Source organism: Vibrio sp. OPT24, from assembly GCF_015163545.1.
Lineage (GTDB): Bacteria > Pseudomonadota > Gammaproteobacteria > Enterobacterales > Vibrionaceae > Vibrio > Vibrio cyclitrophicus.
In genome coordinates this window covers 15,469-39,452 of record NZ_JADDYI010000081.1, presented here as the reverse complement: position 1 = coordinate 39,452, position 23,984 = coordinate 15,469, and the positions used below count along the sequence as shown (strand labels likewise).

The window sequence follows — 23,984 nt, the reverse complement described above, 5'->3', positions numbered from 1 at the left end:
CTACTACGCTTTTTCAGCCGCAAGTTTGCGAACCCATGGACGGTGACTTTCTTTGCTTAGGATTTCGTTTCTGAAACGAACCATCGTCACAGCACCAAAGAAAAAAGCGAAGCCGAAGATGTTGAGAAGAAGCGGCCATAGCATGTCACTAGAAATAGAAGGTTTGTCGAACTTGGTGATCGTCGCACCTTGGTGAAGCGTGTTCCACCACTCTACTGAAAAATGAATAATAGGTAGGTTGATGACACCCACGATAGCCAAAATGCCTGCCGCTTTTGCCGCCGTTTTTTGGTCATCAAAAGCATGGTGTAGAGCAATCACACCCAAGTATAGGAATAGAAGAATCAGCTCAGAGGTCAAACGAGCATCCCAAACCCACCAAGCGCCCCACATTGGTTTACCCCAAACCGCACCCGTTAACAATGCAATGAAGGTAAATACAGCACCAATCGGCGCCATCGCCAATGCGGCCATGTCAGATAGCCTTACCTGCCATACCAAGCCGATGAAGGCAGCTATCGCCATAGACATGTACACGCCCATTGACCAAATTGCAGACGGAACATGGATGTAGATAATTCGGAAACTATCGCCTTGTTGGTAATCTGAAGGCGCAAATGCTAGCCCCCATACAGTACCAGCGGATAGACACAATAGCGCTAGGATCGAAAACCACGGCAGAAGTTTACCAGCAAGCTGATATGAGGTTTCTGCTTTGGCGTAGGGATGGAGCCATTTCCACATGTTGTAATCTCACTCTTACTTCATATTGCTTACAGCTATTAAAGCTATAATTATAATAATTTATTATCTTGCTTTCAGTTTTGCTGACTCTATGAGTCCAATAGTAACTTTTGGTTCACATTAGCTATACGATAACGGCATCGTTATCAGTTCACACTCACTCTAAGTGCGGCACTGATCGCAAAAGGAGTCAAAGTCATCGCACCCATCAACATCGCCCCAAGCACCGCTAATTGACCGTTATACGCAACGCCCAGTGCTGCCGCATCAATCGCTGATGTTGCAAATATAAGAATTGGGATATACAACGGCAAAATAAGCAGACTTAAAAGCACACCGCCTTTTTGTAGTCCTACCGTTAAAGCCACACCAATCGCACCGATAAAGCTCAATGCTGGTGTACCAACCAATAACGTTAACACAACCGATAACCAAGTATCGAAATCTAAAGACAGCAATACAGCCAACAAGGGGCTGATCAAAATTAATGGTAACCCGGTCAATAACCAGTGTGCTATGACCTTGGACAAGACTACCAACTGCAACGGGATGGGCATCAGCATCATCTGCTCAAGGGCACCATCTTGAAAATCGTCGCGAAATAGGCGTTCTAAAGAGAGCAACGCAGAAAGCAGCGCAGCCACCCAAACAATACCTGCGGCAATACGCGCAAGTAAGTTTGGCTCAGGGCCAATACTTAAAGGAAAAAGGGTAATAACAATAATGAAGAACCACAGAGGGTTAAAAATATCCGCTTGACGTCGAAACGCAATCAGCAGTTCACGTCGAATAATAGTGGTCATTGAAGAGATCATATTAATCACCCAACTTTATTTTTCTTAGTTTCGGGCTATCAGCAAACATATCTTGGTGGGTAGTTAACAACACAATACCACCGTTATCTGCATGCTGAGAAAATAGAGATTCCAGAACTTTTACGCCCTGCTTATCGATCGCAGTCAGCGGTTCGTCTAAAATCCACAACATTTGCTTACTCAACCAAAGGCGTGCCAGTGCCACACGGCGCTGTTGACCCGCAGAAAGTTGACCTGCGGGCACATCCTCTCGACCAGCAAGGCCGACTTGAGCTAACGCGTGGTAAAGCTCTTCCTTCGTCGTTCCACCGCTGTGAATCGATTGATAAAAGCTTAGATTTTCATAAGCGCTTAACTCGCGTTTAACGCCAGTTTGATGCCCAAGAAAGAGTAAATTTTGATGATACGTGTCTCGACTCGATTCAATGGATTCACCATCCCAAGAAATAGTGCCTTCATCTCGGTCGCCTAAGCCAGTAATAATCCTAAGGAGTGTCGTTTTCCCGGTACCGTTTCGACCTTCAACTTGAACCAGTTCACCTGGTTTCAATTGAAAAGACAACGATTCAAACAGAACCCTGTCGTCACGAATAGCAGTTAAATTTGAGACTTCTAGCATAGGTAAATTTAGTCGAGTAATGAGAGCGCTATAGTAGCACACCAACATGGTGACAAAACAGGACTAGGCGTTTTCGTGAGAACAAACTCCGTAAGAAACTGTTACCATCGCATCACAATTTACACATTTTTATCAACAAACGAGATATTGTCGTATATACAAGCACTTATAAACATCGTTCTATATAAGAAAAGCAGATACAAAAAAAGAAGCCGAAGCTTCTTTTAAGAGGAATGCGTGACAAATATCGGGCATTCGAGCCACTATAAACACTCAATTTAACGACGTCGAGGTGGGTCTCTTCGTTCACGAGAAGCGGCCGGTTGTCCATCTAGCGATGAAGGATTACTTCTTAACGAAGGAATTTTCTCTTTACCTGCGAGCTTATTCTGCAAAGACATCATGAGCTCAGCTTCCGCTTTCGGCAGTTCACACTCTTCAATTAGTTCGTTAATTCCAGCGCCCAGTTGAACCATTTTCGTTGCACGAGTGTACAAGCGTCCATCGGTATCAGCATGTTCCAGCTCAACAATACGTTCATTCAAGTGCTTAATCAGATCTTGCTGCTCAGTCACTTTTTGACCAAGCCCAACCACGACAGAGCGAACCTCAAGTAATTGCTTACTCGATTTTTGAAGCTCTTTATCCAAATTTCGAATTTGCAGACGTGATTGATCGAGCTGTTTTTGAATCGCACGTTTTACTTTGCTAATCAAAATTACGATGAATAACGTAAAAACCCCAACTCCCGCTATCAGAGCAACAGGGCTTATAGGAAGCGCTTCAAACATTACAGATGAGCCATCTCATCCCATTCGTCTTCGCTTAGTAGTTTGTTTAGATCTACTAAGATAAGCAGCTTGCCATCACGGTTACTAACACCTTGGATGAACTTAGCGCTTTCATCAGTACCAACACTTGGTGTCGTATCGATCTCAGAAGAACGTAAGTAAACCACTTCAGCAACGCTATCAACGAGAATACCGATAACTTGGCGTTCAGACTCAATAACGATGATACGAGTGTTATCTGTGATTTCACCTTGCATCAAACCAAAGCGAGAACGAGTGTCGATAACAGTAACAACATTACCACGCAGGTTGATAATACCTAGAACGTAGTCTGGAGCACCCGGTACTGGAGCAATTTCGCTGTAACGCAGTACTTCACGTACTTGCATTACATTGATGCCGTAAGTTTCTTCTTCTAGCTGAAATGTCACCCATTGAAGTACTTCATCATTCGTTTGATCTTTTCTTACTTCAACTTCACTCATATGAGACATAGATAATCCTCTTGCCGTCGTTACCGACCACTATTATTAACTTGATATGTTTTATTAGCTTAATGCTTTTACATCTAGCCCTGCGTTTAGCATGGCGATTAATGCTTCAACATGGATCAAAGCACACATTTTTTCTTTTACCATACCGGCGAGCCATGGACGTTTCCCTGCCATTTCTCGCCAACGTACTTTATCTGTATTAAGTAACTCTGTGCCCTTTAGCTCGGTGCCCGCGAGGCCCCACAAGCTTTCTCCAAGCATGACTATATATTGATAGTTTTCTTTGTATTCGTCACCCGATAGTTTCTCGGACATCACCCATTTTGCGGTATCGACCACATCTAGTTGGCTATCGCGGTTAGTTTGTAAACCTAAATACCAAGCTGGCTTACCAATGATATGACTTAACTCTTCAAGGCGGTGAATGCCACCTAACTCATCAAGTGGTACCGCAAAGGTCACGCCGTTTACATCAAAATACAAGACTTGGAAATCTTCAGTTCGAACTGTGCTTTCCCAAGAAGTAAACTGGTCAGCTCCTCCAACTTGAGTTTCAGGTTCAATAACTGTCTCAATATCAGGTTCTTGAACTTCGACTTCAGGAGCTTCAACCTCTATCTCGGAATATTCTATTTTCGCTTCTGTTTGTTCAGTTTCTAGCAATTCATCTTCAGCTTGCTGCAATTCGATTTGAGGTTCTGCAACAATGGATAACTCTGGTTCTGGCAAGTTCCAGTCTTGAATTTCAGGTTCAGTAAATACTTGAACAGATTCTACAGCGGCATCGAACATTGGCATGTCGGCTTGCTGAGCGATTTTCTGTGTATTCTGATCCATCAACTCATCAAGATTGAGGTCATCGACAATGTTAGTCGCCTCTAGACGGCTCAGTAGTTTCTGAACATCCTCAAGATTAGGAACCTCAAATTCAGCTGCACGTATTTCGGCATAGCTTGAGTAATGAGTCGCTAATTGACGCTCTGGCTCTGGCTCTGGCTCTGGCTCTGGCTCTGGCTCTGGCTCTGGCTCTTCAGATTGTGACTCATCATCACACTCGTCAACAAAAAGCTCGTCAGATTCAAAGTTTTCATCGCCTAGTAGCGCAGTAAAGTAATCATCCAATGCTTGTTCACTCGATAAGCTTGGACGCTCTACTGTTAGTTCTTTATTCGCGCTCATTTATCGCCAGCCTTTCGAGATAAATAAGCAGCTGTTTATAAGCAAATACACCACGGCTACCCGATGCAAAATGAGATGCAGGCAAGCGTTTTAAGCTCGCATCTCGAAACTTAGTATCAATAGGAACAGCAGATGTCCAAACTTGATTTGGATAATCGTCTTTAAGCTGAGTTAATGTTTGCAATGATGCTTTGGTTCGCTTGTCGTACATCGTTGGGACTATTGTCACCTTAAACGGTGTTTTACGTGACTTCTGCATGATAGCTAAAGTTCGAATCATACGCTCCAAGCCCTTCATTGCTAAGAACTCAGTCTGTACCGGGATTAAGATACGATCGCTGCCAGCCAATGCGTTAACCATCATCACACCTAGAATTGGCGGACAATCGATTAGCACATAATCATAGTCATCTTTTAGCGCAGCTAAAGCACGCTTCAAGATAAGCCCCATACCACTGCGATTACCCATAACACGATCGAGTGTCGCCAATGACATATGTGCAGGAATAATATCGATACCTTCGACTTCCGTTTGCAAAATCAAAGGTCTTACTGTCTGCGCCGTAAACTCTCGCAATTGAAATAGATCAAACAAGCTCGACTCCACGTTATCTGAGTCGTAACCCAGATACGTGGTTAGTGATGCATGCGGGTCAGTATCAACCAACAATACTCGGTGCCCTTTTAAAGCAAGTAAGCCTGCTAAGGTCACTGTTGTGGTTGTTTTGCCAACACCACCTTTTTGGTTTGCAACACTCCAAACAATCATTTCGATTTACCTAAGCTAACCCAACTTCAACCAAGATCCTTTCCGCAATGCGGTCTAGAGGGAGGTCTTCAGTAGAAATGCCAGCTTTTGCTACAGCTTGAGGCATACCATATACAACACAGCTATCTTCGTCTTGTGCCCAAATTGTCGAGCCCGCAGTTTTCAACATACGCGAACCTTCTCGACCATCTGCGCCCATACCGGTCAGGATCATAGACAAGACTTTGTCGCCGTAGATCTTCGCAGCAGAACCGAAAGTAACATCCACACATGGTTTGTAGTTCATACGGTCGCCGCCATCAATAATTCTTAAGCGTGCAGACCCAGCGCGGCCATCAACCATCATCTGCTTGCCGCCAGGAGCGAGATAAGCCACTCCAGGTTTCAACACATCTCCGTCTTGCGCTTCGCGAACTTCAATCTTACACAAGGTATTCAATCGGCTGGCAAATGCAGCGGTAAAAGTTGCTGGCATATGCTGAACTAACACAATTGGGTGTGGATAGTGTGCTGGAATACGCGTCAAAATTTTCTGTAGTGCAACAGGGCCACCAGTAGACGTACCAATTGCCGTCAATTGATACTTTTTACCAGAAGCTCTGAATTTCGCTGTCGATGCAGCCACTGGTTTCACTGTCGAAGCTGCGGCTGAAATCGGTTGGCGCAATGGTGTCGAAGTTGTTGCTGGTGTAGTTGTAGCTCGTGGCGCAATAGGAGCACGGCGCATAAACGCACGTTTTGCTGCAATCTGAATCACACGTTGTTGAAGTAATGCAACAGCATCATCACGGTTACGTGCGATGTCTTCAAACTTCTTAGGTAGGAAGTCTAGAGCACCTGCGTCTAACGCATCTAACGTTGCTCTCGCTCCATCATGCGTCAACGAAGAGAACATCAAAATAGGCGTTGGAGACGCTGCCATGATTTCACGAACGGCAGTTATGCCGTCCATGACAGGCATTTCGATGTCCATCGTGATTACGTCAGGTCTTAGCTGTTTCGCTTTCTCAACCGCTTCTTTACCGTTTACTGCTACATCAATGACTTCTAGGCGAGCCTCTGAGTTGATGATCTCGCTAACGCGACGACGAAAGAAACTCGAATCATCAACGACTAATACTTTAATCGCCATATTTATCCTTAAATTAAATTCTTGACGCAGCTGCGTACTGCTTTAGCAAGTCCGGCACATCTAGAATCAATGCAATGTGTCCGTCACTTGTAATTGTCGCGCCTGCCATTCCTGGCGTGCCTTGCAGTAGTTTATCAAGTGGCTTGATCACTACTTCTTCTTGACCGATAAGCGTATCGACAACGAAACCAACACGTTGGCTACCAAGTTGTACAATAACAACATGGCCATGTCCTTTACGCAGTTCAACAATACCTGCTTTAGGTGCGAGCCAATTTTGCAAGTAGAACAACGGAATAGACTTATCACGAACGATGATAGTCAGTTGACCATCAACCACGTTTGTACGGCTTAAATCTAGGTGGAAGATCTCATTTACAGAAGCCAGCGGCAATGCAAATGGGTGACCCGCAACACCGACCATCAAAGTTGGTAGAATCGCAAGCGTCAGTGGAACCTTGATCGTGATCTTAGTGCCTTGTCCCATCTCTGAGTCGATATCAATGGAGCCGTTCAGTGTGTTGATCGCTGTTTTCACAACGTCCATACCTACACCACGACCGGAGATATCAGAGATCTGCTCTTTGCTTGAGAAGCCTGGAGCAAAGATGAGGTTGAAACACTCTTTGTTTGATAAACGAGATGCAGCATCTTCATCCATCAGACCACGTTTAACCGCGATAGCGCGAAGCTTATCTGGGTCCATGCCGCCACCGTCATCAACGATAGCCAGTTCAATGTGATCACCTTCTTGAGAGGCAGACAGTATCACTTTACCCGTTTGTGATTTACCTGCAGCAACACGATCTTCCGGCATCTCAATACCGTGGTCGACAGAGTTTCTCACTAAGTGAATAAGGGGATCAGCAAGTGCTTCCACTAAGTTCTTATCAAGATCCGTTTCTTCGCCACGCATTTCAAGAACAATGTCTTTCTTCAAGCTACGAGCAAGGTCACGGACAACTCGTGGGAAACGACCAAATACTTTCTTGATCGGCTGCATACGAGTCTTCATTACCGCACCTTGTAGGTCTGCGGTAACAACGTCTAAGTTAGAGACAGCTTTCGCCATTTCTTCATCGTTACTATTTAAGCCAAGGCTAACAAGTCGGTTACGAACCAACACCAGCTCACCCACCATGTTCATGATGGTATCAAGTGTTGATGTGTCTACACGTACTGTAGCATCAGCTTGTTGTTTCTTCGCTGGCGCTTTAACTTCAGTTTTCGCAGGTGCTGCTTTCACAGCAACGGGTGCAGATGGCTGATGCTTAGGAGCCGCTTGTGGTGCTGGTGCGATAGGCTCGGGCTTGACTGCTGCTGGCTTCGTTGCTGCGTCCAGTTCTTCAAGAGTCGGACCATTACCTGAACCATGTAACTGATCAAGTAACTTCTCGAACTCTTCGTCAGTCATCAGATCATCGCCCTCAGACATCGCCGATACTGGTTCCGGAGAAGGTGCTGCCGGTGGCGGCGGTGTTGAACCTGCTGCTGTCGGGCTCTTACCCGCACCATGCAATTCATCTAATAACTTTTCAAATTCGTCATCAGTGATATCACCACTATCAGAAACTGGCTGAGGTGCGACTGGTGCTGGCGGCGGTGTTGGTGCTGAAGTTGCTGTCGGCGAACCACCTTTCCCATGAAGTTCATCAAGCAAGCGCTCAAACTCATCTTCAGAGATATCATCGACCGAAGATGCGCTGATGCTTGAGCTTTCAACAACAGGCTCTGGAGCCGCTGCTATAGGTTCAGGGATAACTGGAGCTGGAGCTTCTACTGGTGTAACTTCATCGGCGGAGTGTGGTTTACAGAGACGATGAAGCTCATCCAATAACGCTTGATCAGCTGGCACTAAAGGCTCCTGATCTTGCACGGCTTGAAACTGTACATTTACTGTATCTAAAGCCTGTAGCATTGTATCCATCAAACCTGAGGTTACACTGCGTTGGCCGTTTCTTAGAATGTCGAACACATTCTCAGCACCATGACAAGTATCCACCAGCTCAGTCAATGCTAGGAAACCAGCACCACCTTTTACTGTATGGAAACCACGGAAAATAGCATTTAATAGGTCTTTGTCGTCAGGGTTATTCTCAAGCTCTACCAGTTGTTCTGATAAAAGTTCAAGGATCTCTCCTGCTTCGACTAAAAAGTCCTGAAGAATATCTTCGTCTAAATCGTAGCTCATACGTTACCTTTAAAATCCAAGACTGGATAACAAATCGTCGACTTCATCTTGAGATGCAACAGCGTCTTCGCGCTCTTCTGGGTTCATAATTGGACCCTCGGGAGCAATGGACGCTTTCTTCTCTGACTCTGGAGTTGGCTCTATCTGATTCGCACCAAATACTGTGAGAATCTCGACCAAACGTCCCTCAACCTCATTCACCAAGGTAATAACTTTGCTAATTATCTGCCCAGTTAAATCTTGGAAATCCTGAGCCATCAAGATTTCAGTCAATTGTCCACGTAGTTCAGTACTATCGCCTTCTACCTGGACAAGCAATCCATCAATGCGGTGACATAAAGCTTTAAATTGTGCCAGCTCAATGCGGCCATGCATCAGTTCATTCCATTGAGGCCTTACTTGAAGTAAACACTCGTGTAGGTTGTCTGCTATTGGCATACAGCGATCGACAGCGTCCATCGTCTTATTTGCCGCAACTTCCGTTTTATCAATGACATACTGAAGGCGATCCCTAGCGTCAGGGATTTCATCATTTGCGATGACGCTAATGCGTTCATCGAAATTAAATTGAGTCAAAGAATCATGGAGGTCGCGAGTCAGACTGCCTATTTCTTGAAGCATTGGATTGTCTTGAAGATTAAAATTATCTTCATAAATGCTTCTAACAAGAGAATCAGCACCTTGCTGCTCATTGTTCTCAAGCAGCTCTACTAATTTTTTTGCTTGTTCTAATGAAATCATCCTGAGTTCGGCCTTACTCCGCATACTTTGTGCGCTTAGGCTATCGAGATAAACAGAGGACTTTTCAGTCAGTGTTTACCTAAAAGTGCCTAAAACTTATTGATGCTTATAAGCGATCAAAAATCTTATCTAGTTTCTCTTTCAGCGTTGCAGCAGTGAAAGGCTTCACAATGTAACCATTAACACCCGCTTGCGCTGCTTCAATGATCTGCTCGCGTTTCGCTTCTGCGGTGATCATAAGCACTGGAAGGTGCTTAAGTTCTGCGTCTGCGCGAATGTGCTTAAGCAGGTCAATACCTTGCATGCCAGGCATGTTCCAGTCAGTTACCACGAAATCAAATTCGCCTTTTTTCAGCATAGGTAACGCGGTCAAGCCATCATCTGCTTCTTGAGTGTTGTTGAAACCTAGGTCACGAAGTAGGTTTTTAACAATTCGGCGCATCGTTGAAAAATCATCAACAATGAGAATTTTCATGTTTTTGTTCAAATTAGCCTCCACTGAATAAAACCAGTGTTGTTAGTCGTTCTGTGTCCAAGCACTTAACTTAGTGCGTAAACGCTGCATAGATTGGCTTAGTATTTGGCTGACGCGAGATTCGCTGACACCTAACACTTCCCCAATCTCTTTTAAATTGAGTTCTTCGTCGTAATAAAGTGAAAGCACTAGGCCTTCTCTTTCCGGAAGTTGTTTTATCGAATCGATCAAAGCTTGGCGGAAGGATTCATCAGCAACCCCTTGAAAAGGCGTATTGTCTTGAGAATCTTCATTCGGAGATATTACATCATCTGAGACGCCTAAATCTTCGATCCCAACCAGTCTTGAGCAATTTATGTCAGTTAAAGCACTATGATATTGGTCTAAACTGAGTCCCATGTGCTTTGCCACTTCGGCATCACTTGGATCACGGTTTAGCGTTCCCTCTAACTCGGCTATTGCACTACTGATTTCACGATTGTTTTTATGAACCGATCTTGGCACCCAATCTCCACGTCGAATGTCATCTAACATCGCCCCGCGAATTCGGATACCTGCGTACGTTTCAAAGCTTGCGCCTTTAGTACCATCATAGTTTTGTTGCGCCTCAATCAAGCCAATCATGCCAGCTTGAATCAAGTCATCAACCAATACATTAGGCGGTAATCGCCCCAACAAGTGATGAGCGATACGTTTAACCAACACAGAGTACTTCTCAAAAAAAGCCTGTTGGCTATTGTGATTAGCATGCTGGTCGTAAGTAAGCGCTTTATTCACCAAATGGTTCCTCTACAAATTCAGTACGATTCAGCAGTCTTTCAACAAAAAATTCCAAATGCCCACTTGGGGTTTTTGGTATTGGCCAGGTCAATGCTTTATTTGCCAGTGAGCTGATTGCTAACGCAGCAGGAGAGCGAGGATACGCATCCACTACGATTTTCTGTCTCTTGACTGATTGACGTACTTTATCATCTAAAGGAATACATGCTACGAGTTCGAGGCTCACATTCAAGAAGCGCTCTGTGACCAAAGTCAACTTTGCAAATAATTCTCGACCTTCGCGGTAGCTTCTGACCATATTTGCAACAACTTTGAATCGTTGAACTTGGTGCTCTCTACTCAACAACTTGATTAAGGCATATGCATCAGTAATCGAGGTCGGTTCATCACAAACGACTACAACCACGTCTTGTGCCGCTCTTGAGAAGCTAATGACCATATCCGAAATGCCAGCAGCTGTATCAACCAACAAGATATCCATCTCGTCTTCAAGCGAACCAAAAGCTCGAATCAACCCCGCATGTTGAGCGTGTGAAAGTTCAGTCATGCTCTGTGTACCAGATGTCGCTGGAATGATTTTAATTCCATGCGGTCCTTCAACAATCGCATCTTTAAGTTCACACTCACCGGCCAGCACATGCCCTAGGTTTCGTTTAGAACGAATTCCTAGCATGATGTCTACGTTGGCAAGCCCTAAGTCGGCATCTAAAACCATGACTTTTTTGCCTTGGCGAGCCATACAAATAGCCATACCTAGCGTCACATTAGATTTACCTACACCACCTTTACCACCCGTTACCGCAATAACTTTTGTTAATGAAGGCTTGGTTAAGCGACGGAGGCCGCTAGCTTGATCATGTATCATATTTTCATTCATATTTATCCGCCGCCTAGAGCCCTTCTGAATCGCTATTCCAGTAATGAGGTTCATTCTCTGTAGATTTTTCTAATAACTCATTCGCCTTAGCAATCATGTACTTTGGCTGAGCTATAACGATATCTTCAGGAACTCGTTGACCATTTGCTATGTAAGCAACTGGTAATGCATTTTGTATTACTACACTGATGAATTCACCTAGACTTAGGGATTCATCCAGCTTAGTCATGATGCACCCCGACAACGGGATTCTTCTAAAGTGTTCAATGGTTTCTTGTAGCACTTTGCGCTGCGCAGTTGCGGGTAACACAAGGTAACTATTGATAACGGAACCACTCTCTTGCATCAATGTGTCTAACTGCTCAGATAGGCGAACATCTCGTTGTCCCATGCCTGCAGTATCGACCAGAATTAGGCGACGATTACGTAACTGATATATTACATCGGCCAACTCACTAGAATCTTTAGCAACTCTTACAGGACAACCCATAATTCGACCATAAATCGATAACTGCTCATGTGCACCTATACGATACGTGTCGGTTGTCACTAGTGCGACGTTGTCTGCGCCATACTCCATGGCGGCACGTGCAGCTAGTTTTGCAACAGTCGTTGTTTTCCCCACGCCAGTCGGGCCTAGCAAGGCCACAATACCACCGCGTTTTAAAATATCTTTTTGTGTTACCGAGATTTGATCAGCAACCAACGCTAACAAGGCTTTCCAAGCTCGTGCTGGTTTGGTGTCTTCAGGAATGTAGCAAGCCATCTGATCAGCAAGTTCAGCCGAAACACCCATACGTTCAAGGCGCTTGATAAGCATGGCTCTAAGTGGTTCACGGCGCTCAACTTCTTGCCACATTAGCCCAGATACTTGGTGCTCTAACAAACGACGAATTGAGGTCATCTCTTCGCGCATTGTTTCCATTTCAGTATCTGAACCTTTCGATTGGACCGGATCACGACCACGATCGTAACGAGTAGGATCTAAACGAGGTGCAGGGCGCTCTACTCTTCGGTCTTCGGCAATCAATTTAGACAAACCCGTTTCACGAGCAAATGCAGAATCTATATTGCTGTTACGAGGCTGTGACTGTTGGTTGCTTTGAGAACCTTGATGACCGCCCGATTGACGATTGAGTAATGCAGACAACGAATCTTCGTTTTCTGCACGGTGTTGCGGTTCTTCGTCTGCGCCATGGCTGTATTGCTTCAGCATGTTCGCGAAACGCTTAGTCATTGAACGTCCGCCTTCAGAATTCGACTGTAGGCTAACCTTGTCATCATCTAATTGACGACGACTCGCAGGTACAGCGGGCGCTGCCATCTGCGTATATTGACTTTGCGCAGGCTGCTGAGGTTTGTTTAATCTTTGGCTCGCTGTCGACGGGCTGGATTCGCCATCAATAGCAGCAACAATTTCCACGCCACCTGCGACCTTTTTGTTAGACATGATCACCGCTTCTGAGCCAAGTTCTTCTTTAACTTGGAGCAAAGCTGTTCGCATATCTTTTGCAAAAAATCGTTTAATTTTCAATTCGATCGTCCGTTCTAATTAGGCGGCTTAATTACCAACAGCTTGTACTATGCGTATCTGCTTTTCGTCTGGTATCTCTTGGTAAGACAAAACTCTCAAGCTTGGGATCGTGTTTTTCACGAACTTAGCCAAAGTTGAACGCAATACACCAGAGGTCAGCAACACCGCTGGCTCCCCTTTCAGTTCTTGCTCTTGTGTGGCATTACTAAGAGAAGTCTGTAAACGTTCGGCTAAACCAGGTTCAATACCAGCAGATTCTCCGCCGGATGCCTGCATAGTTTGATGCAAGATTTGTTCCAGCTCGGGAATTAAGGTTATAACTGGCAACTCTGGTTCTATACCATTGATTTCTTGAACAATTAGTCGTTTCAATGATATACGAACAGCCGCTGTCAAGATGTCAGGTTCTTGACTCTTACTTGAATACTCCGACAAAGTTTGGACGATGGTGCGAATGTCACGTATTGGAATAGCTTCATTCAATAGGTTCTGTAGCACTTTCACCACCACACCAAGTGGTAATTGATCCGGCACAAAACCTTCCACCAATTTAGGCGTTGTGCGGCTAAGCATTTCAAGTAGGTTCTGAACTTCTTCGTGACCAATCAGCTGCGACGCATTATTCGTTAACTGTTGACTGAGATGGGTAGCCAACACGGTTGATGAATCAACCACCGTGTAACCTAAGGCTTGCGCATGTTCACGCTGCTCTTCACGAATCCAAACCGCTTCAAGGCCAAAAGCAGGATCAATCGTCGGCTCGCCATCGATCATGCCGTAAACTTGACCCGGGTTAATCGCGAGTTCCATGTCAGGCTTAATCTCGGCTTCACCAACGGCAACTCCCATCAAGGTGATTCGGTAGCTGTTTGGTGTCAGTTCTAAGTTATCGCGAATATGAACGGCCGGGATCAAGAAACCAAAATCTTGAGACAGTTTTTTACGTACCCCTTTGACACGTTCAAGCAGTTCGCCGCCTTGATCTCTGTCTACTAGAGGAATCAAACGGTAGCCTACTTCTAAGCCAATAATATCGACAGGTTGAACGTCATCCCAAGAGAGCTCTTTCTTGGACCCCGTTTCTCCGCTTGCTTCAACGGTCGTAGGAAGATTCGGTTGTTCAGCCTTCTTTTTGTTCTTTTTATCGATGTAATAGGCAGCTGCACCTGCAATGACAGCAAGACTCAAGAATGAGAAATGCGGCATACCAGGAACGATACCCATGATGCCAAGGATACCTGCTGTGATCATCAAGGCTTTTGGATTGTCGAACATTTGGAAGACAAGCTGTTGCCCCATGTCTTCATCGGTGTTTTGGCGCGTCACCATCATCGCGGCTGCGATCGACAATAGTAGAGACGGAATTTGTGCAACCAAACCATCACCGATAGTCAGCAGCGTGTAGATCTCGATCGCTTCACCAAAACCTAAATCAAACTGAGCCATACCAATGCTCAAGCCGCCAATGATGTTGATGAATAAGATCAAAATACCAGCGATCGCATCGCCTTTAACAAACTTAGACGCACCATCCATCGAGCCATAGAAATCGGCTTCTTTGGTGACTTCAAAACGACGGGTCCGAGCCTGATCTTGGTCGATCAAACCCGCATTTAAATCGGCATCGATTGCCATCTGCTTACCCGGTAAGGCGTCCAAGGTGAAACGCGCACTTACTTCCGAGATACGGCCTGCACCTTTGGTGACAACCATGAAGTTGATAATCATCAAAATCAAGAACACCACTAAACCAACCGCATAGTTACCACCGATAACCACGTTACCGAAGGCTTCAATAACGTTACCGGCAGCATCACCGCCTTCATGACCATGGAGTAATACCACACGTGTCGAAGCAACGTTCAAGGCTAAGCGGAGTAGAGTCGCAATCAGAAGTACAGTCGGAAATGCAGCGAAGTCTAAAGGCCTGCGGGTATAAACCGAAACCAATAGCACCACCATAGACAGAGCGATGTTAAAGGTGAAAAACATATCCAACAAAAAGGCTGGAATGGGCAACACCACCATAGCAAGCGTTGCAAGTACCATAACAGGTGCACCAATCGCAGGCATGGCACGGTTAGGAATTTTAGGTAGCTTGTCCGCAAAAGGCAGGGAAAATTTCATAAATCTAGGCTGTTTCGCTATGTTGTAGCTATCTCACTAAGCGGACTGAGGCCTAGGTCTAAGCTATGTTGCTAAAGTTTATTATGATCAGGTTTATAATGATCGGACTTAGTATGTTCGGATTGATATAGCAAACACTGTACCAACATCTCACGTCAAATTATCGCCATCACATCAAAAAAGAGAGGTGTAGCTAAGTAACCATTATCACGGTTCATCAAGCTGAGCTCAAGCAATTGATCTAATGACGTAAATCAGGTGGGATCGGCATATTGGAATCTTGCAGCTTTGGCCTCTCGCCACCTTTTTTCCGGTACTGTTTAAGTTGAAATACATATGCAAGCACTTGTGCAACCGCAGTAAACAGACCGTCAGGAATTTGTTGTTCTAGCTCGGTGGTGTGATACAGCGCCCTAGCTAACGGCGGTGCTGGAATAATATAGATGTCATTTTCTCGAGCGATTTCACGGATCTTCATCGCCATGTGATCGACCCCTTTGGCGACCACAATTGGCGCTTTGTCTTGATTCTGCTTATAACGCAGAGCCACTGAAAAGTGTTCCGGGTTGGTCACAATCACATCTGCCTGAGGAACATCAGCCATCATACGTCGCTGAGCCGCTTCCCTCTGCAACATACGAATACGCCCTTTCACTTCAGGCTTACCTTCTGTGTCTTTAAACTCATCTTTCACTTCTTGCTTGGTCATCTTAAGTTGATCGGCATGTTGCCAAATCTGGAATGGGATATCTATCGCCACCACAATCAACAGAGAACAACTGATAAGCAGAATAAAATTAAGCAAGATATCCAAGGCGTGGAAGATATTCTGCGGATACACATCCATACTCAATTGCATTAAGTCATGTTGGGAAGCTTGGATAAGGTAGATAGCCATGCCTGATACCAGAGCGACCTTCAAAATAGATTTCAGCAGCTCAACCCAACTTTGTAGGCCAAACATACGCTTAATACCGCTTAAAGGGTTGAGCTTAGACGCCTTAGGCATTGCTGCTTGCATCGAAAAGTTAACACCACCGACACCCGCAGCACCAATAACAGCAGCAACGAACAAAGTTATTAAGATCAGGAACAGCGGAAACAATAGGTTTACTAATGCACCACCCGCTATTTCGAAGAGTTTATTGGTATCAAATATCTCGTCGCGGCTCAGAGAAAACAGGCGTTGCATCGCCTCGAACAATGCCTTCGCCATCGATTCGCCAAACCACATTAAGGAAATTGCACCGACTATCAGTACCGACGCTGACGCTAGCTCTTTTGACCTTGCAACCTGCCCTTTTTCTTTGGCCTGTTGCAAGCGTTTGGGCGTGGCGTCTTCTGTGCGTTCTTGACCGTCTGACTCTGCCATATCAGTCTCCTAACAATCTAGTCGGATTAGACGACATATCTGTTGCTCGCCTTGCATCCAGAATAACTCATAATGACTATACAAGCCGCCAAGGATGTACCAACAAAGTAACAAACCTACAAGTAGCGCAAATGCAAAACCCAAAGAAAATATGTTTAACTGAGGTGCTGCACGCGTCATTACACCAAAAGAGAGGTTAATTGTTAGCAACGCAATAATCCCCGATAAGGACATCGCCAATGCTGTTTTGAACATGATGCCAAGCCACAACGCCAGTTCTCTAAAATCAACAGCCGTCAAAGAACCACTGCCAATCGGCAAGGTCTTGAAGCTGAACACCACTAACTGCAGCATTTTTAAATGGCCATCGGTCACCAAGAAAAACATGGTCGCCAACAACATGAAAAGCTGACCAAGTACTGGCGTGTTTTGACCGTTTGCAGGGTCCACCATAGAGGCGAAACCCAAACTTGATTGCATACCCAAAATCTGACCGAGCATTACGAAAGTTTGAATCATGAATTGAGTGACAAACCCCATGGCAACACCAATCACGATTTGCTCAAAAACCGTCAAGAACCCTTGGAAAGACAGTAGTTCAATTTCTTTAGGGACAGCAGGAATCGCAGGCATAACAGCGAAGGTAATCGCCAAACCTAAATACAGGCGTATACGCGGCGACACAAAACGTGCCCCTGTCACCGTCATCACCATCAGCATGGCTGAGATACGAGTGTATGGCCAAAAATAATTGGCTAACCACTCTAGTACAAGGCTCGTTGGGTATTCCATGTTGGTCTAATACAGAACTTGCGGCAAGCGTTCTATGAGTTCAAAAAAGAACTCCATCATCATTTGAGTCATCCAGTGAGCAAACATCATCAACGCTAATAGCGTCACGATTAAACGCGGAAGGAAACTCAATGTTTGTTCGTTGATAGACGTCGCGGCTTGAAAAACAGCAACGACTAAACCGATCAGAAGGCTCGGAATAATAATGGCGCATACCATGATCAGTACCATCCAAAGCGCGTCTCGGAACAATTCTACGAATATTTCAGGATTCATTATTCCCCCAGCTACAAGGCAAAACTGCCGGCGAGTGTGGAGAGTATCAAGTTCCAGCCATCAACAAGGACAAACAACATCAACTTAAACGGCAACGATACAATCATCGGTGACAACATCATCATACCCATAGCCATCAATACCGAAGCCACCACCAAGTCGATAATCAAAAACGGTAGGAACAACATGAAGCCGATTTGGAACGCCGTTTTTAATTCCGATGTGATAAATGCTGGAATCAGAACCGCCATCGAAACATCTTCAGGATTGGTTACTTCCGCGCCGGAAATCTCAACAAAGGTTTCAAGATCTTTGATTCGAGTCTGTTTGAGCATGAAGGACTTAATCGGTTCTTGAGCAATATCAAATGCCTGTCGTGCCGATACCTGTTCATTAAGATAAGGCTGAACTGCTTGTTCGTTAACTTGATTAATCACTGGCGACATGATGAAGAAGGTCAAGAATATCGCGATACCAATAATGACTTGGTTAGACGGTGTTTGTTGTAGACCCATTGCCTGACGCAAAATAGACATCACCACCACAATACGAGTGAACGACGTCATCAAAATCACCATCGCAGGCAAGAAGCCAAGCATGGTCATTAAGGCTAGAATTTGCAAATTGACCGAGTAGTCTTCGCCGCCATTAGCATTGGTAGTCATGGTAAAGGCTGGAATACCGCCACCGTTGCCAGTTAAACTACCAGTCGTCATTGTTTGTGATGTGGCTTGGTCTTGCTCCATCGTACTGATGGTGACCGATTCTGAACCAGCCGTATTCGCAGGAATCACGGCGCCATCTTCAGCTTGCGCAAATACCGATACACTGAAAACGAGAGAGCAGAAGAGAATGATCTGAACCAGCAGCACTTTTACCGATCCGAAAGCTCCGGCTGGATAAAAGTAAGATGAGTTCAAAAGTCCGTTATTTGTTTGCATCTTTTTTAATTAGCTGGGAAAGCTGACTTGAAAATGTACTTTTTTCCAGCATCTCCTGAGTAAGAGGTTTATCGAGCTTAGAGATCAGCTGAATCGACTGAGTGGTAATGCCAACCAAAAACTGTTCATCTCCCGCTTGTACGATCGCAATCCGTTCTTTAGTCCCAACAGGGATTTGCCTAACAATGGCCAAACCTTGTTGGTTCGACATCGCAGGCACTTGCATTCGTTTCAATAACCAAGCAATAAATAAGATGAAGGCAATAACGAAAATTAGCGACCCAAAAGTGGTCGCTAAATCAAGAGAAGGAGGTGCGGCAAAAGCAATTGAAGGCGTAGACAACAGCCCTATTCCCAATATTCCACGAGACAAACGTTTTATTCCGCAAAACAAAACTGTCATTCCGTGAGAAAAGCCCGCCAGTATTTGAGACAAAAAGCTCATTAACGCAGCTTCTTAATTCGTTCTGTTTGGCTAATGACGTCAGTCAAGCGAATACCAAATTTGTCGTTTACTACAACCACTTCACCGTGAGCAATCAGAGTACCGTTGACCATCACATCTAGTGATTCACCAGCAATTCGGTCGAGCTCAACAACCGAGCCTTGGTTTAGTTGCAGTAGATTACGAATGCTGATCTGAGAGCGGCCAACTTCCATAGAAATCGTCACTGGGATATCCATGATGGTATCCAGTTTACGACGCTCATCTTCAGAAATAGGAGACGATGAATCGGTCAGCTCATCGAGTGGTGCCGCAAGCACGTCATCGACATCAATTGACGGTGCAGAAGGGTCTTCACCAAGTGCAGCAGCCCATTCGTCCGCTAACTTTTGATCTTCACTAGGTTCCATTACCAATTCCTATACTTTTATCTATTTTACTATTCGTTATCATCGCTATTTTCTAGTTCAGACATTAAGTCTTTACCTAGGAATGCGAGATCAGTTTTGACCACATGCGGTCTTTGAATTTTTTCAGAAATCTGTACGGCAAGCTTCTCGCCCGAACGACCCATCTTCACACGGTAAGTCGGCAATTCTTCGACAAACATCGTCGCGTGCTCAGGCATGTTCATGGGAATAACGTCACCTGGTCGCAATTCCATCAGATCACGCAATGAAATATCTTGCTCTAGCAAGTTCACGCGAAAGTTAACTGGCACATCCATGATTTCATCACGAAGGGCAGAACTCCAACGAACATCAGTTTCCATTTTGTCGGATTGAACACCCGCATCCAGCAGTTCACGAATCGGCTCAACCATGGAGTAAGGCATCACGACGTGGAAGTCACCACCACCACCATCAACTTCAATGTGGAATGAACTCACAACAATCACTTCTGTTGGGCTCACAATGTTCGCCATACTCGGGTTCACTTCAGAATCTAAGTACTCAAACTCAACCCCCATCACCGGAGACCATGCTTCTTTGTAATCTTCAAACACAATTTTCAGTAATAGCTGAATAATGCGTCTTTCAGTCGGCGTGAATTCACGACCTTCAATCTTGGCGTGAAATCGTCCATCACCACCAAAAAAGTTTTCTACAAGAATAAATACAAGGCGTGCTTCCATAGTGATCAGCGCCGTACCTTTTAACGGACGGAAACGAACCATGTTCAAACTGGTGGGTACATACAATGTGTTCTGGTACTCACCAAACTTCATCATTTGTACGCCGTTGATCGACACTTCAGCCGTTTTACGCAACATATTAAACAAGCTAATCCGCATATGACGCGCAAATCGCTCGTTAATAAGTTCAAGGGTCGGCATTCGACCACGAACGATTCGATCTTGAGATGAGAAATCGAAATTGATCGCATTGTCATTTTCGGTTTCTAAGACATCTTCAACGTCTTCAACATCATCAACGCCATGCAATAGCGCATCAATTTCGTCTTGGCTTAATAAATCGGTCACAAATTACCTATTGAATTACGAAGTCAGTGAATAACACTTTTTCAATCACAGGCTGGCCAACAGCTTGAGCCAGACTTGCTTTAATATCTTCCGTAGCCTTATTACGCAGTTCCACGCGGCCTGTTGGTGAGCGTAATTGGTCTACCGTTGCCGAAGCGAATGTCGCTAGTAGTGTACTTTCTACCAAGGGGGAGTGGTAACGAGCCAAGTCTTCATTCTTGCTGCCCCGCACCATCAGCTGTGCTTTTATCTGCACTAGGCGATCTTTTTTATCACCTGTCACATTGAATAAGAAAGGCTGAGGAATATTAACATACATAACGGGTTCTGCAGCGACCACTGCACTGGCTGGCTGAGACTGAGACTCAGAGGCACTATCATCGGAGCCTAAGAAAAAGAACAGAGCACCACCTATTCCAAGCAGTAAAACGACTACCGCTATAATGATAATGAGGAGCTTACTCTTCCCTTTGGGTGCATCTTGTTCTTCGGCCATATTTTGCTCTAACTTCCTGTTCTTTCGATTAACTGACGTTTTTTATTAACTAAGTCTTCTTAGCCTGATATTAGGCATAATAACTAATTCCATCACGCTTTGATGCGACATTCAATTCAAGATTGCTGTTGCTATCAAGGTTTTCATCACCTTGGGCATCATTTGTGCGGTTAGAGCCGGATTGTTGCTCACCACTGTTGTAATTATCCTGACCCTGACCCGAACTCTGCTGCTGAACGGACGATTCAGCAAGCTGCATGCCTTGCTGAGCAAGCATCTCTCTCAAGCGAGGTAAGGTTTGTTCAATCACATCTCTCGCCTGTTGATTGCTTACCGTAAAATGCACGTTAGCTACATCATTATTCATCGTCATTCGGATTTTCATCTGACCCAACTCTGGTGGGTCGAGACGGATATCTAAGTTCTTAAGATTCTTAGACATCATCATTTGTACTTTTTCCGCAACCTGCTCGTTTGCTAACTCTTTGGTGAGCTGCAACGGGGCCTGTTGAGCGGCTTGAATTTCAGCTCTTGTTGGTGCTGAACCAACCGTTGCTGCCCCTTGCGTACCCGCCGCAGAAGCAATTTGCTGAGCAAAGGTCGAATCTTTAGAATCTTCTTTAGCCCCAGCTTTACCCAAGCCAGACAATGCCGTGGCACCTGCGCCTGCTTTAAGAAGCGCATCAGTAACACCCGCTTTTGTAGTGGCTGGCGTTGCATTCATCGCTAGGCTTTGTGCCGTTAAGCTAGGGTCTAAGGCTGCTTGTTGTGTTGAAGCTGCATTCCCTTGCTGAGAGGCCAATTGCTGAGCAGCAGCCTGTTGAGCTGCATGCGCATTGTTGGCATTTAGCATTGCCGCTTTATCCGCAAAGGCATTCATTGCAGATTGAGAAGTCGCCTGCGCTGATACTTGTTGTGAAGCATTCGCTACTGCCGCTGTTGCTGTTGATGCTGCCGCAGCTAAAGCTTTAGTTTCAGCCGAATCCGTCTTGTCCCAATCAATAGCGGCGGGTTCACCGGGAGTGCTGTTCACGTTCGGAGCTTGGCTTAGTAAAGCCGTTGCTTGCTGTTGAACATTGGTTAGTTGTTGATTCAATACTTCTAAGTTAGAGGTTGCTTGAGCCAGCGCAGCTTGCTCATCGACCGTCAACTTAGCGCCGTTTTGTTGCTTTCTCTCCAAACCATCGACAACAGACTGTTCTGATTCGATTTGTCCATTCAATTGATTTAGCGCTTTGGTATGGGCATCAACCTGCTTTGCCAGTTCCATATCCGCTGCTGAGAATTCTTGGCTCTGACCTGCATTAACCGCACTGACCACATTCTTTTGGCTAAGCTCTCGGCTCATACTTACTTCAATTTGTTCTGGGGTAACTCCTTTATCCATCAGCTGGCGAATTTCATCATCGGTCAGTTGAGAAACACCTTTACCACCAGTAAGTACTGCGATCTCAGAATCGACTTCTAAGCCGTTATTTGAGTTTACTGTGTTGGATTGTTTTTTCGATGATTCTGTCACTTCGGCAATAGAACTGCCCGCAACGAAAGCACTCGATACATTGCCTTGATCTTGGTCTGCATTCACTTGTAGATTAGTTTGTTGATTGACTTGCTGAGGCAAGCCTTTGCCGTTTGCAGGCTGATTCAATGTTTTGTTTGCCTTATCCAATTGACCAAGCAATTTGTTGCCTTCATTCATCGCATCACTGGCTTGCGAAGCACCTTGAGCCTGCAACTCTGCAGTTTTATCTTTGGCTTTATTGCCAGTTGAAGCAACCTCAAGTTGATTTCCTTTGGATGGAACCTGCTCTGTAGAACGAGTATCACCTGTCGGTTTCAACGAGTTCTTGTCTTTTGATTGTGGCTCTAATTCAGATGTTTGTTCAGCGCCTACTTTCTTTGTCGCCATTTCTTCAACTGACGACTTATCAGAGCCAGTTGTTACTGAAGCTTGTTTTGCTTGGGCTTCGCTAGAAGCATCTGCGCTCTTAGGTTCAGCTGAATCACCTTGAGCTTCCCCCACCGAGTCACTGTTAGCCTTGTCCTCAGGTACCCCTCCTTCAGCAAAGGTTTGTTTTTCTGTAGATTTTGAGGCGCTTTCCGCGTCTTTCACTGCCGCTTTACTGTCACTTTCTTCAAAGCCAAGCGCTTCTTTAAACGACTCCAAAAAACCTTTTGAGTCGCCGGTTTCATCTACCTTTGAAGAGGCAGAGCCGGAGTCCATCAACGATGATGTTTTGTTGGTAGCTGAATTTGAGGAAAGACTAACGTTCATATATACGAGCTCTATCTACTAGCTTTGCTGTCATAAATTAGACAACAAAAAGAAAGTCGGGTGCTTTTCATGCCTTTGCTGGGCATAACGCGCAATTTTATATAAAACCGAGCAAGAAACATGCCTATTAGTTCTGTTCTTACAATCTGAACGGTAACACCTGCGTCATTCAGGGCTTAGGATCACATCTTCTTTCGGCCATACATCAGCGTCGAGAACTCATCCATTTGCTTTTGTTCTCTTTGATCTTGCAGCTTTACCTTCTCTTTCTGTTTTTTCTCCATCAACCACTCGTAGGATTTACGCTTTTTACGTAGCTCCAACCAGTAGTTTTGGCAGTTGTCGACTTGGTTTTTAAAATGGTGCTCCGCTTCTCTTTGCTTGGAAAGCGTTTCGTCAAGCTGAGTCAAGAAGCGATTCAAGTGACCATACTGGCTCGCAGTTAAACCAGCTTTACCACGATCGACAAGTTGCTGACAGTAATCAAGCCTGTACTTTTCGATCTGTGCAACCTGATCGTAGTAACCTTGAAGCTCCGAGTTCGCTTTGTTGAGCGCTAATACGGCTTGGTTCTCTTGATCTTTGGCTTGATCGAGTAGAAATTCTAATGCGTTATCCATGAATAACCCTTTTCAC

25 protein-coding genes are annotated in these 23,984 nt (G+C 45.0%); all 25 read right to left on the bottom strand.

Annotated features, from left to right (window positions below; genetic code table 11):
* Nucleotides 1-3: 3 nt before the first annotated feature.
* The gene (locus tag IQO02_RS20500) at nucleotides 4-744 is read right to left on the bottom strand and encodes a heme ABC transporter permease (RefSeq protein ID WP_010439410.1); all 741 of its coding nucleotides are present in this window, start codon (nucleotides 742-744) and stop codon (nucleotides 4-6) included.
* Nucleotides 745-890: 146 nt separating this feature from the next.
* The gene (gene ccmB / locus IQO02_RS20495) at nucleotides 891-1,559 is read right to left on the bottom strand and encodes a heme exporter protein CcmB (RefSeq protein WP_004736228.1); all 669 of its coding nucleotides are present in this window, start codon (nucleotides 1,557-1,559) and stop codon (nucleotides 891-893) included.
* A gap of 1 nt (nucleotide 1,560) precedes the next feature.
* On the bottom strand, nucleotides 1,561-2,178 hold the full coding sequence (ccmA, locus tag IQO02_RS20490) for a cytochrome c biogenesis heme-transporting ATPase CcmA (RefSeq protein ID WP_010439401.1): 618 nt from the start codon (nucleotides 2,176-2,178) through the stop codon (nucleotides 1,561-1,563).
* A 278-nt stretch (nucleotides 2,179-2,456) separates the two neighbouring features.
* Nucleotides 2,457-2,969 carry a DUF2802 domain-containing protein gene (locus IQO02_RS20485; RefSeq protein WP_010439397.1) on the bottom strand — a complete coding sequence of 171 codons (513 nt, stop codon included), beginning with the start codon at nucleotides 2,967-2,969 and terminating at the stop codon, nucleotides 2,457-2,459.
* Nucleotides 2,969-3,463: a chemotaxis protein CheW gene (locus IQO02_RS20480; protein ID WP_009848530.1), complete on the bottom strand. Its 495-nt coding sequence runs from the start codon at nucleotides 3,461-3,463 to the stop codon at nucleotides 2,969-2,971. Before IQO02_RS20480 ends, IQO02_RS20485 begins: the two co-directional genes overlap by 1 nt.
* Before the next feature lie 54 nt (nucleotides 3,464-3,517).
* Nucleotides 3,518-4,642, bottom strand: a complete 1,125-nt coding sequence (locus IQO02_RS20475; protein ID WP_065099476.1) for a chemotaxis protein CheW — start codon at nucleotides 4,640-4,642, stop codon at nucleotides 3,518-3,520.
* The gene (locus IQO02_RS20470) at nucleotides 4,629-5,411 is read right to left on the bottom strand and encodes a ParA family protein (protein ID WP_010439391.1); all 783 of its coding nucleotides are present in this window, start codon (nucleotides 5,409-5,411) and stop codon (nucleotides 4,629-4,631) included. The genes IQO02_RS20475 and IQO02_RS20470 overlap by 14 nt, the downstream gene beginning before the upstream one ends.
* A 10-nt stretch (nucleotides 5,412-5,421) precedes the next feature.
* Nucleotides 5,422-6,543 (bottom strand): protein-glutamate methylesterase/protein-glutamine glutaminase, encoded by a 1,122-nt coding sequence (locus IQO02_RS20465; RefSeq protein ID WP_010439388.1) that lies wholly within the window; start codon nucleotides 6,541-6,543, stop codon nucleotides 5,422-5,424.
* Between the two features lie 13 nt (nucleotides 6,544-6,556).
* On the bottom strand, nucleotides 6,557-8,734 hold the full coding sequence (locus tag IQO02_RS20460; protein ID WP_193838636.1) for a chemotaxis protein CheA: 2,178 nt from the start codon (nucleotides 8,732-8,734) through the stop codon (nucleotides 6,557-6,559).
* Nucleotides 8,735-8,743: 9 nt separating this feature from the next.
* Nucleotides 8,744-9,475 (bottom strand): protein phosphatase CheZ, encoded by a 732-nt coding sequence (locus tag IQO02_RS20455; RefSeq protein WP_010439383.1) that lies wholly within the window; start codon nucleotides 9,473-9,475, stop codon nucleotides 8,744-8,746.
* A gap of 106 nt (nucleotides 9,476-9,581) precedes the next feature.
* Complete coding sequence (gene cheY / locus IQO02_RS20450; RefSeq protein ID WP_016767062.1) at nucleotides 9,582-9,950, bottom strand: chemotaxis response regulator CheY; 369 nt, start codon at nucleotides 9,948-9,950, stop codon at nucleotides 9,582-9,584.
* Between the two features lie 42 nt (nucleotides 9,951-9,992).
* Nucleotides 9,993-10,727, bottom strand: a complete 735-nt coding sequence (locus IQO02_RS20445; protein WP_010439379.1) for an RNA polymerase sigma factor FliA — start codon at nucleotides 10,725-10,727, stop codon at nucleotides 9,993-9,995.
* The gene (locus IQO02_RS20440) at nucleotides 10,720-11,607 is read right to left on the bottom strand and encodes a MinD/ParA family protein (protein WP_016767061.1); all 888 of its coding nucleotides are present in this window, start codon (nucleotides 11,605-11,607) and stop codon (nucleotides 10,720-10,722) included. Before IQO02_RS20440 ends, IQO02_RS20445 begins: the two co-directional genes overlap by 8 nt.
* A 13-nt stretch (nucleotides 11,608-11,620) precedes the next feature.
* A complete protein-coding gene (flhF, locus tag IQO02_RS20435; RefSeq protein ID WP_010439374.1) occupies nucleotides 11,621-13,141 on the bottom strand; it encodes a flagellar biosynthesis protein FlhF in 1,521 nt (506 codons plus the stop codon).
* 27 nt (nucleotides 13,142-13,168) lie between these two features.
* The gene (flhA, locus tag IQO02_RS20430) at nucleotides 13,169-15,268 is read right to left on the bottom strand and encodes a flagellar biosynthesis protein FlhA (protein ID WP_016767060.1); all 2,100 of its coding nucleotides are present in this window, start codon (nucleotides 15,266-15,268) and stop codon (nucleotides 13,169-13,171) included.
* A 241-nt stretch (nucleotides 15,269-15,509) separates the two neighbouring features.
* Nucleotides 15,510-16,640 carry a flagellar biosynthesis protein FlhB gene (flhB, locus tag IQO02_RS20425; protein ID WP_010439371.1) on the bottom strand — a complete coding sequence of 377 codons (1,131 nt, stop codon included), beginning with the start codon at nucleotides 16,638-16,640 and terminating at the stop codon, nucleotides 15,510-15,512.
* Nucleotides 16,641-16,649: 9 nt separating this feature from the next.
* Nucleotides 16,650-17,432, bottom strand: a complete 783-nt coding sequence (gene fliR, locus IQO02_RS20420; RefSeq protein ID WP_010439369.1) for a flagellar biosynthetic protein FliR — start codon at nucleotides 17,430-17,432, stop codon at nucleotides 16,650-16,652.
* Nucleotides 17,433-17,438: 6 nt separating this feature from the next.
* Nucleotides 17,439-17,708 (bottom strand): flagellar biosynthesis protein FliQ, encoded by a 270-nt coding sequence (gene fliQ / locus IQO02_RS20415; protein WP_004736211.1) that lies wholly within the window; start codon nucleotides 17,706-17,708, stop codon nucleotides 17,439-17,441.
* 11 nt (nucleotides 17,709-17,719) lie between these two features.
* Nucleotides 17,720-18,649 (bottom strand): flagellar type III secretion system pore protein FliP, encoded by a 930-nt coding sequence (gene fliP / locus IQO02_RS20410; protein WP_016800960.1) that lies wholly within the window; start codon nucleotides 18,647-18,649, stop codon nucleotides 17,720-17,722.
* A complete protein-coding gene (fliO, locus tag IQO02_RS20405; protein ID WP_016767058.1) occupies nucleotides 18,636-19,094 on the bottom strand; it encodes a flagellar biosynthetic protein FliO in 459 nt (152 codons plus the stop codon). Before fliO ends, fliP begins: the two co-directional genes overlap by 14 nt.
* Entirely contained in the window at nucleotides 19,094-19,504 is a 411-nt protein-coding gene (gene fliN, locus IQO02_RS20400) for a flagellar motor switch protein FliN (RefSeq protein WP_004739851.1), read from the bottom strand. Before fliN ends, fliO begins: the two co-directional genes overlap by 1 nt.
* A 29-nt stretch (nucleotides 19,505-19,533) precedes the next feature.
* Nucleotides 19,534-20,577, bottom strand: coding sequence for a flagellar motor switch protein FliM (gene fliM / locus IQO02_RS20395; protein ID WP_010439360.1), 1,044 nt, complete (start codon nucleotides 20,575-20,577; stop codon nucleotides 19,534-19,536).
* A gap of 7 nt (nucleotides 20,578-20,584) precedes the next feature.
* Nucleotides 20,585-21,073, bottom strand: a complete 489-nt coding sequence (gene fliL, locus IQO02_RS20390; RefSeq protein WP_010439358.1) for a flagellar basal body-associated protein FliL — start codon at nucleotides 21,071-21,073, stop codon at nucleotides 20,585-20,587.
* A gap of 70 nt (nucleotides 21,074-21,143) precedes the next feature.
* Nucleotides 21,144-23,348 carry a flagellar hook-length control protein FliK gene (locus IQO02_RS20385; protein WP_016788648.1) on the bottom strand — a complete coding sequence of 735 codons (2,205 nt, stop codon included), beginning with the start codon at nucleotides 23,346-23,348 and terminating at the stop codon, nucleotides 21,144-21,146.
* Between the two features lie 182 nt (nucleotides 23,349-23,530).
* Nucleotides 23,531-23,968 (bottom strand): flagellar export protein FliJ, encoded by a 438-nt coding sequence (gene fliJ / locus IQO02_RS20380; RefSeq protein WP_010439339.1) that lies wholly within the window; start codon nucleotides 23,966-23,968, stop codon nucleotides 23,531-23,533.
* Nucleotides 23,969-23,984: the final 16 nt, after the last annotated feature.

Bases quoted from the DNA above. Each gene is read 5' to 3' on its own strand.
- IQO02_RS20500 (WP_010439410.1), bottom strand. From the start codon at position 744: ATGTGGAAATGGCTCCATCCCTACGCCAAAGCAGAAACCTCATATCAG.
- ccmB (WP_004736228.1), bottom strand. From the start codon at position 1,559: ATGATCTCTTCAATGACCACTATTATTCGACGTGAACTGCTGATTGCG.
- ccmA (WP_010439401.1), bottom strand. From the start codon at position 2,178: ATGCTAGAAGTCTCAAATTTAACTGCTATTCGTGACGACAGGGTTCTG.
- IQO02_RS20485 (WP_010439397.1), bottom strand. From the start codon at position 2,969: ATGTTTGAAGCGCTTCCTATAAGCCCTGTTGCTCTGATAGCGGGAGTT.
- IQO02_RS20480 (WP_009848530.1), bottom strand. From the start codon at position 3,463: ATGTCTCATATGAGTGAAGTTGAAGTAAGAAAAGATCAAACGAATGAT.
- IQO02_RS20475 (WP_065099476.1), bottom strand. From the start codon at position 4,642: ATGAGCGCGAATAAAGAACTAACAGTAGAGCGTCCAAGCTTATCGAGT.
- IQO02_RS20470 (WP_010439391.1), bottom strand. From the start codon at position 5,411: ATGATTGTTTGGAGTGTTGCAAACCAAAAAGGTGGTGTTGGCAAAACA.
- IQO02_RS20465 (WP_010439388.1), bottom strand. From the start codon at position 6,543: ATGGCGATTAAAGTATTAGTCGTTGATGATTCGAGTTTCTTTCGTCGT.
- IQO02_RS20460 (WP_193838636.1), bottom strand. From the start codon at position 8,734: ATGAGCTACGATTTAGACGAAGATATTCTTCAGGACTTTTTAGTCGAA.
- IQO02_RS20455 (WP_010439383.1), bottom strand. From the start codon at position 9,475: ATGATTTCATTAGAACAAGCAAAAAAATTAGTAGAGCTGCTTGAGAAC.
- cheY (WP_016767062.1), bottom strand. From the start codon at position 9,950: ATGAAAATTCTCATTGTTGATGATTTTTCAACGATGCGCCGAATTGTT.
- IQO02_RS20440 (WP_016767061.1), bottom strand. From the start codon at position 11,607: ATGAATGAAAATATGATACATGATCAAGCTAGCGGCCTCCGTCGCTTA.
- flhA (WP_016767060.1), bottom strand. From the start codon at position 15,268: ATGAAATTTTCCCTGCCTTTTGCGGACAAGCTACCTAAAATTCCTAAC.
- flhB (WP_010439371.1), bottom strand. From the start codon at position 16,640: ATGGCAGAGTCAGACGGTCAAGAACGCACAGAAGACGCCACGCCCAAA.
- fliR (WP_010439369.1), bottom strand. From the start codon at position 17,432: ATGGAATACCCAACGAGCCTTGTACTAGAGTGGTTAGCCAATTATTTT.
- fliQ (WP_004736211.1), bottom strand. From the start codon at position 17,708: ATGAATCCTGAAATATTCGTAGAATTGTTCCGAGACGCGCTTTGGATG.
- fliP (WP_016800960.1), bottom strand. From the start codon at position 18,649: ATGCAAACAAATAACGGACTTTTGAACTCATCTTACTTTTATCCAGCC.
- fliO (WP_016767058.1), bottom strand. From the start codon at position 19,094: ATGAGCTTTTTGTCTCAAATACTGGCGGGCTTTTCTCACGGAATGACA.
- fliN (WP_004739851.1), bottom strand. From the start codon at position 19,504: ATGGAACCTAGTGAAGATCAAAAGTTAGCGGACGAATGGGCTGCTGCA.
- fliL (WP_010439358.1), bottom strand. From the start codon at position 21,073: ATGGCCGAAGAACAAGATGCACCCAAAGGGAAGAGTAAGCTCCTCATT.
- IQO02_RS20385 (WP_016788648.1), bottom strand. From the start codon at position 23,348: ATGAACGTTAGTCTTTCCTCAAATTCAGCTACCAACAAAACATCATCG.
- fliJ (WP_010439339.1), bottom strand. From the start codon at position 23,968: ATGGATAACGCATTAGAATTTCTACTCGATCAAGCCAAAGATCAAGAG.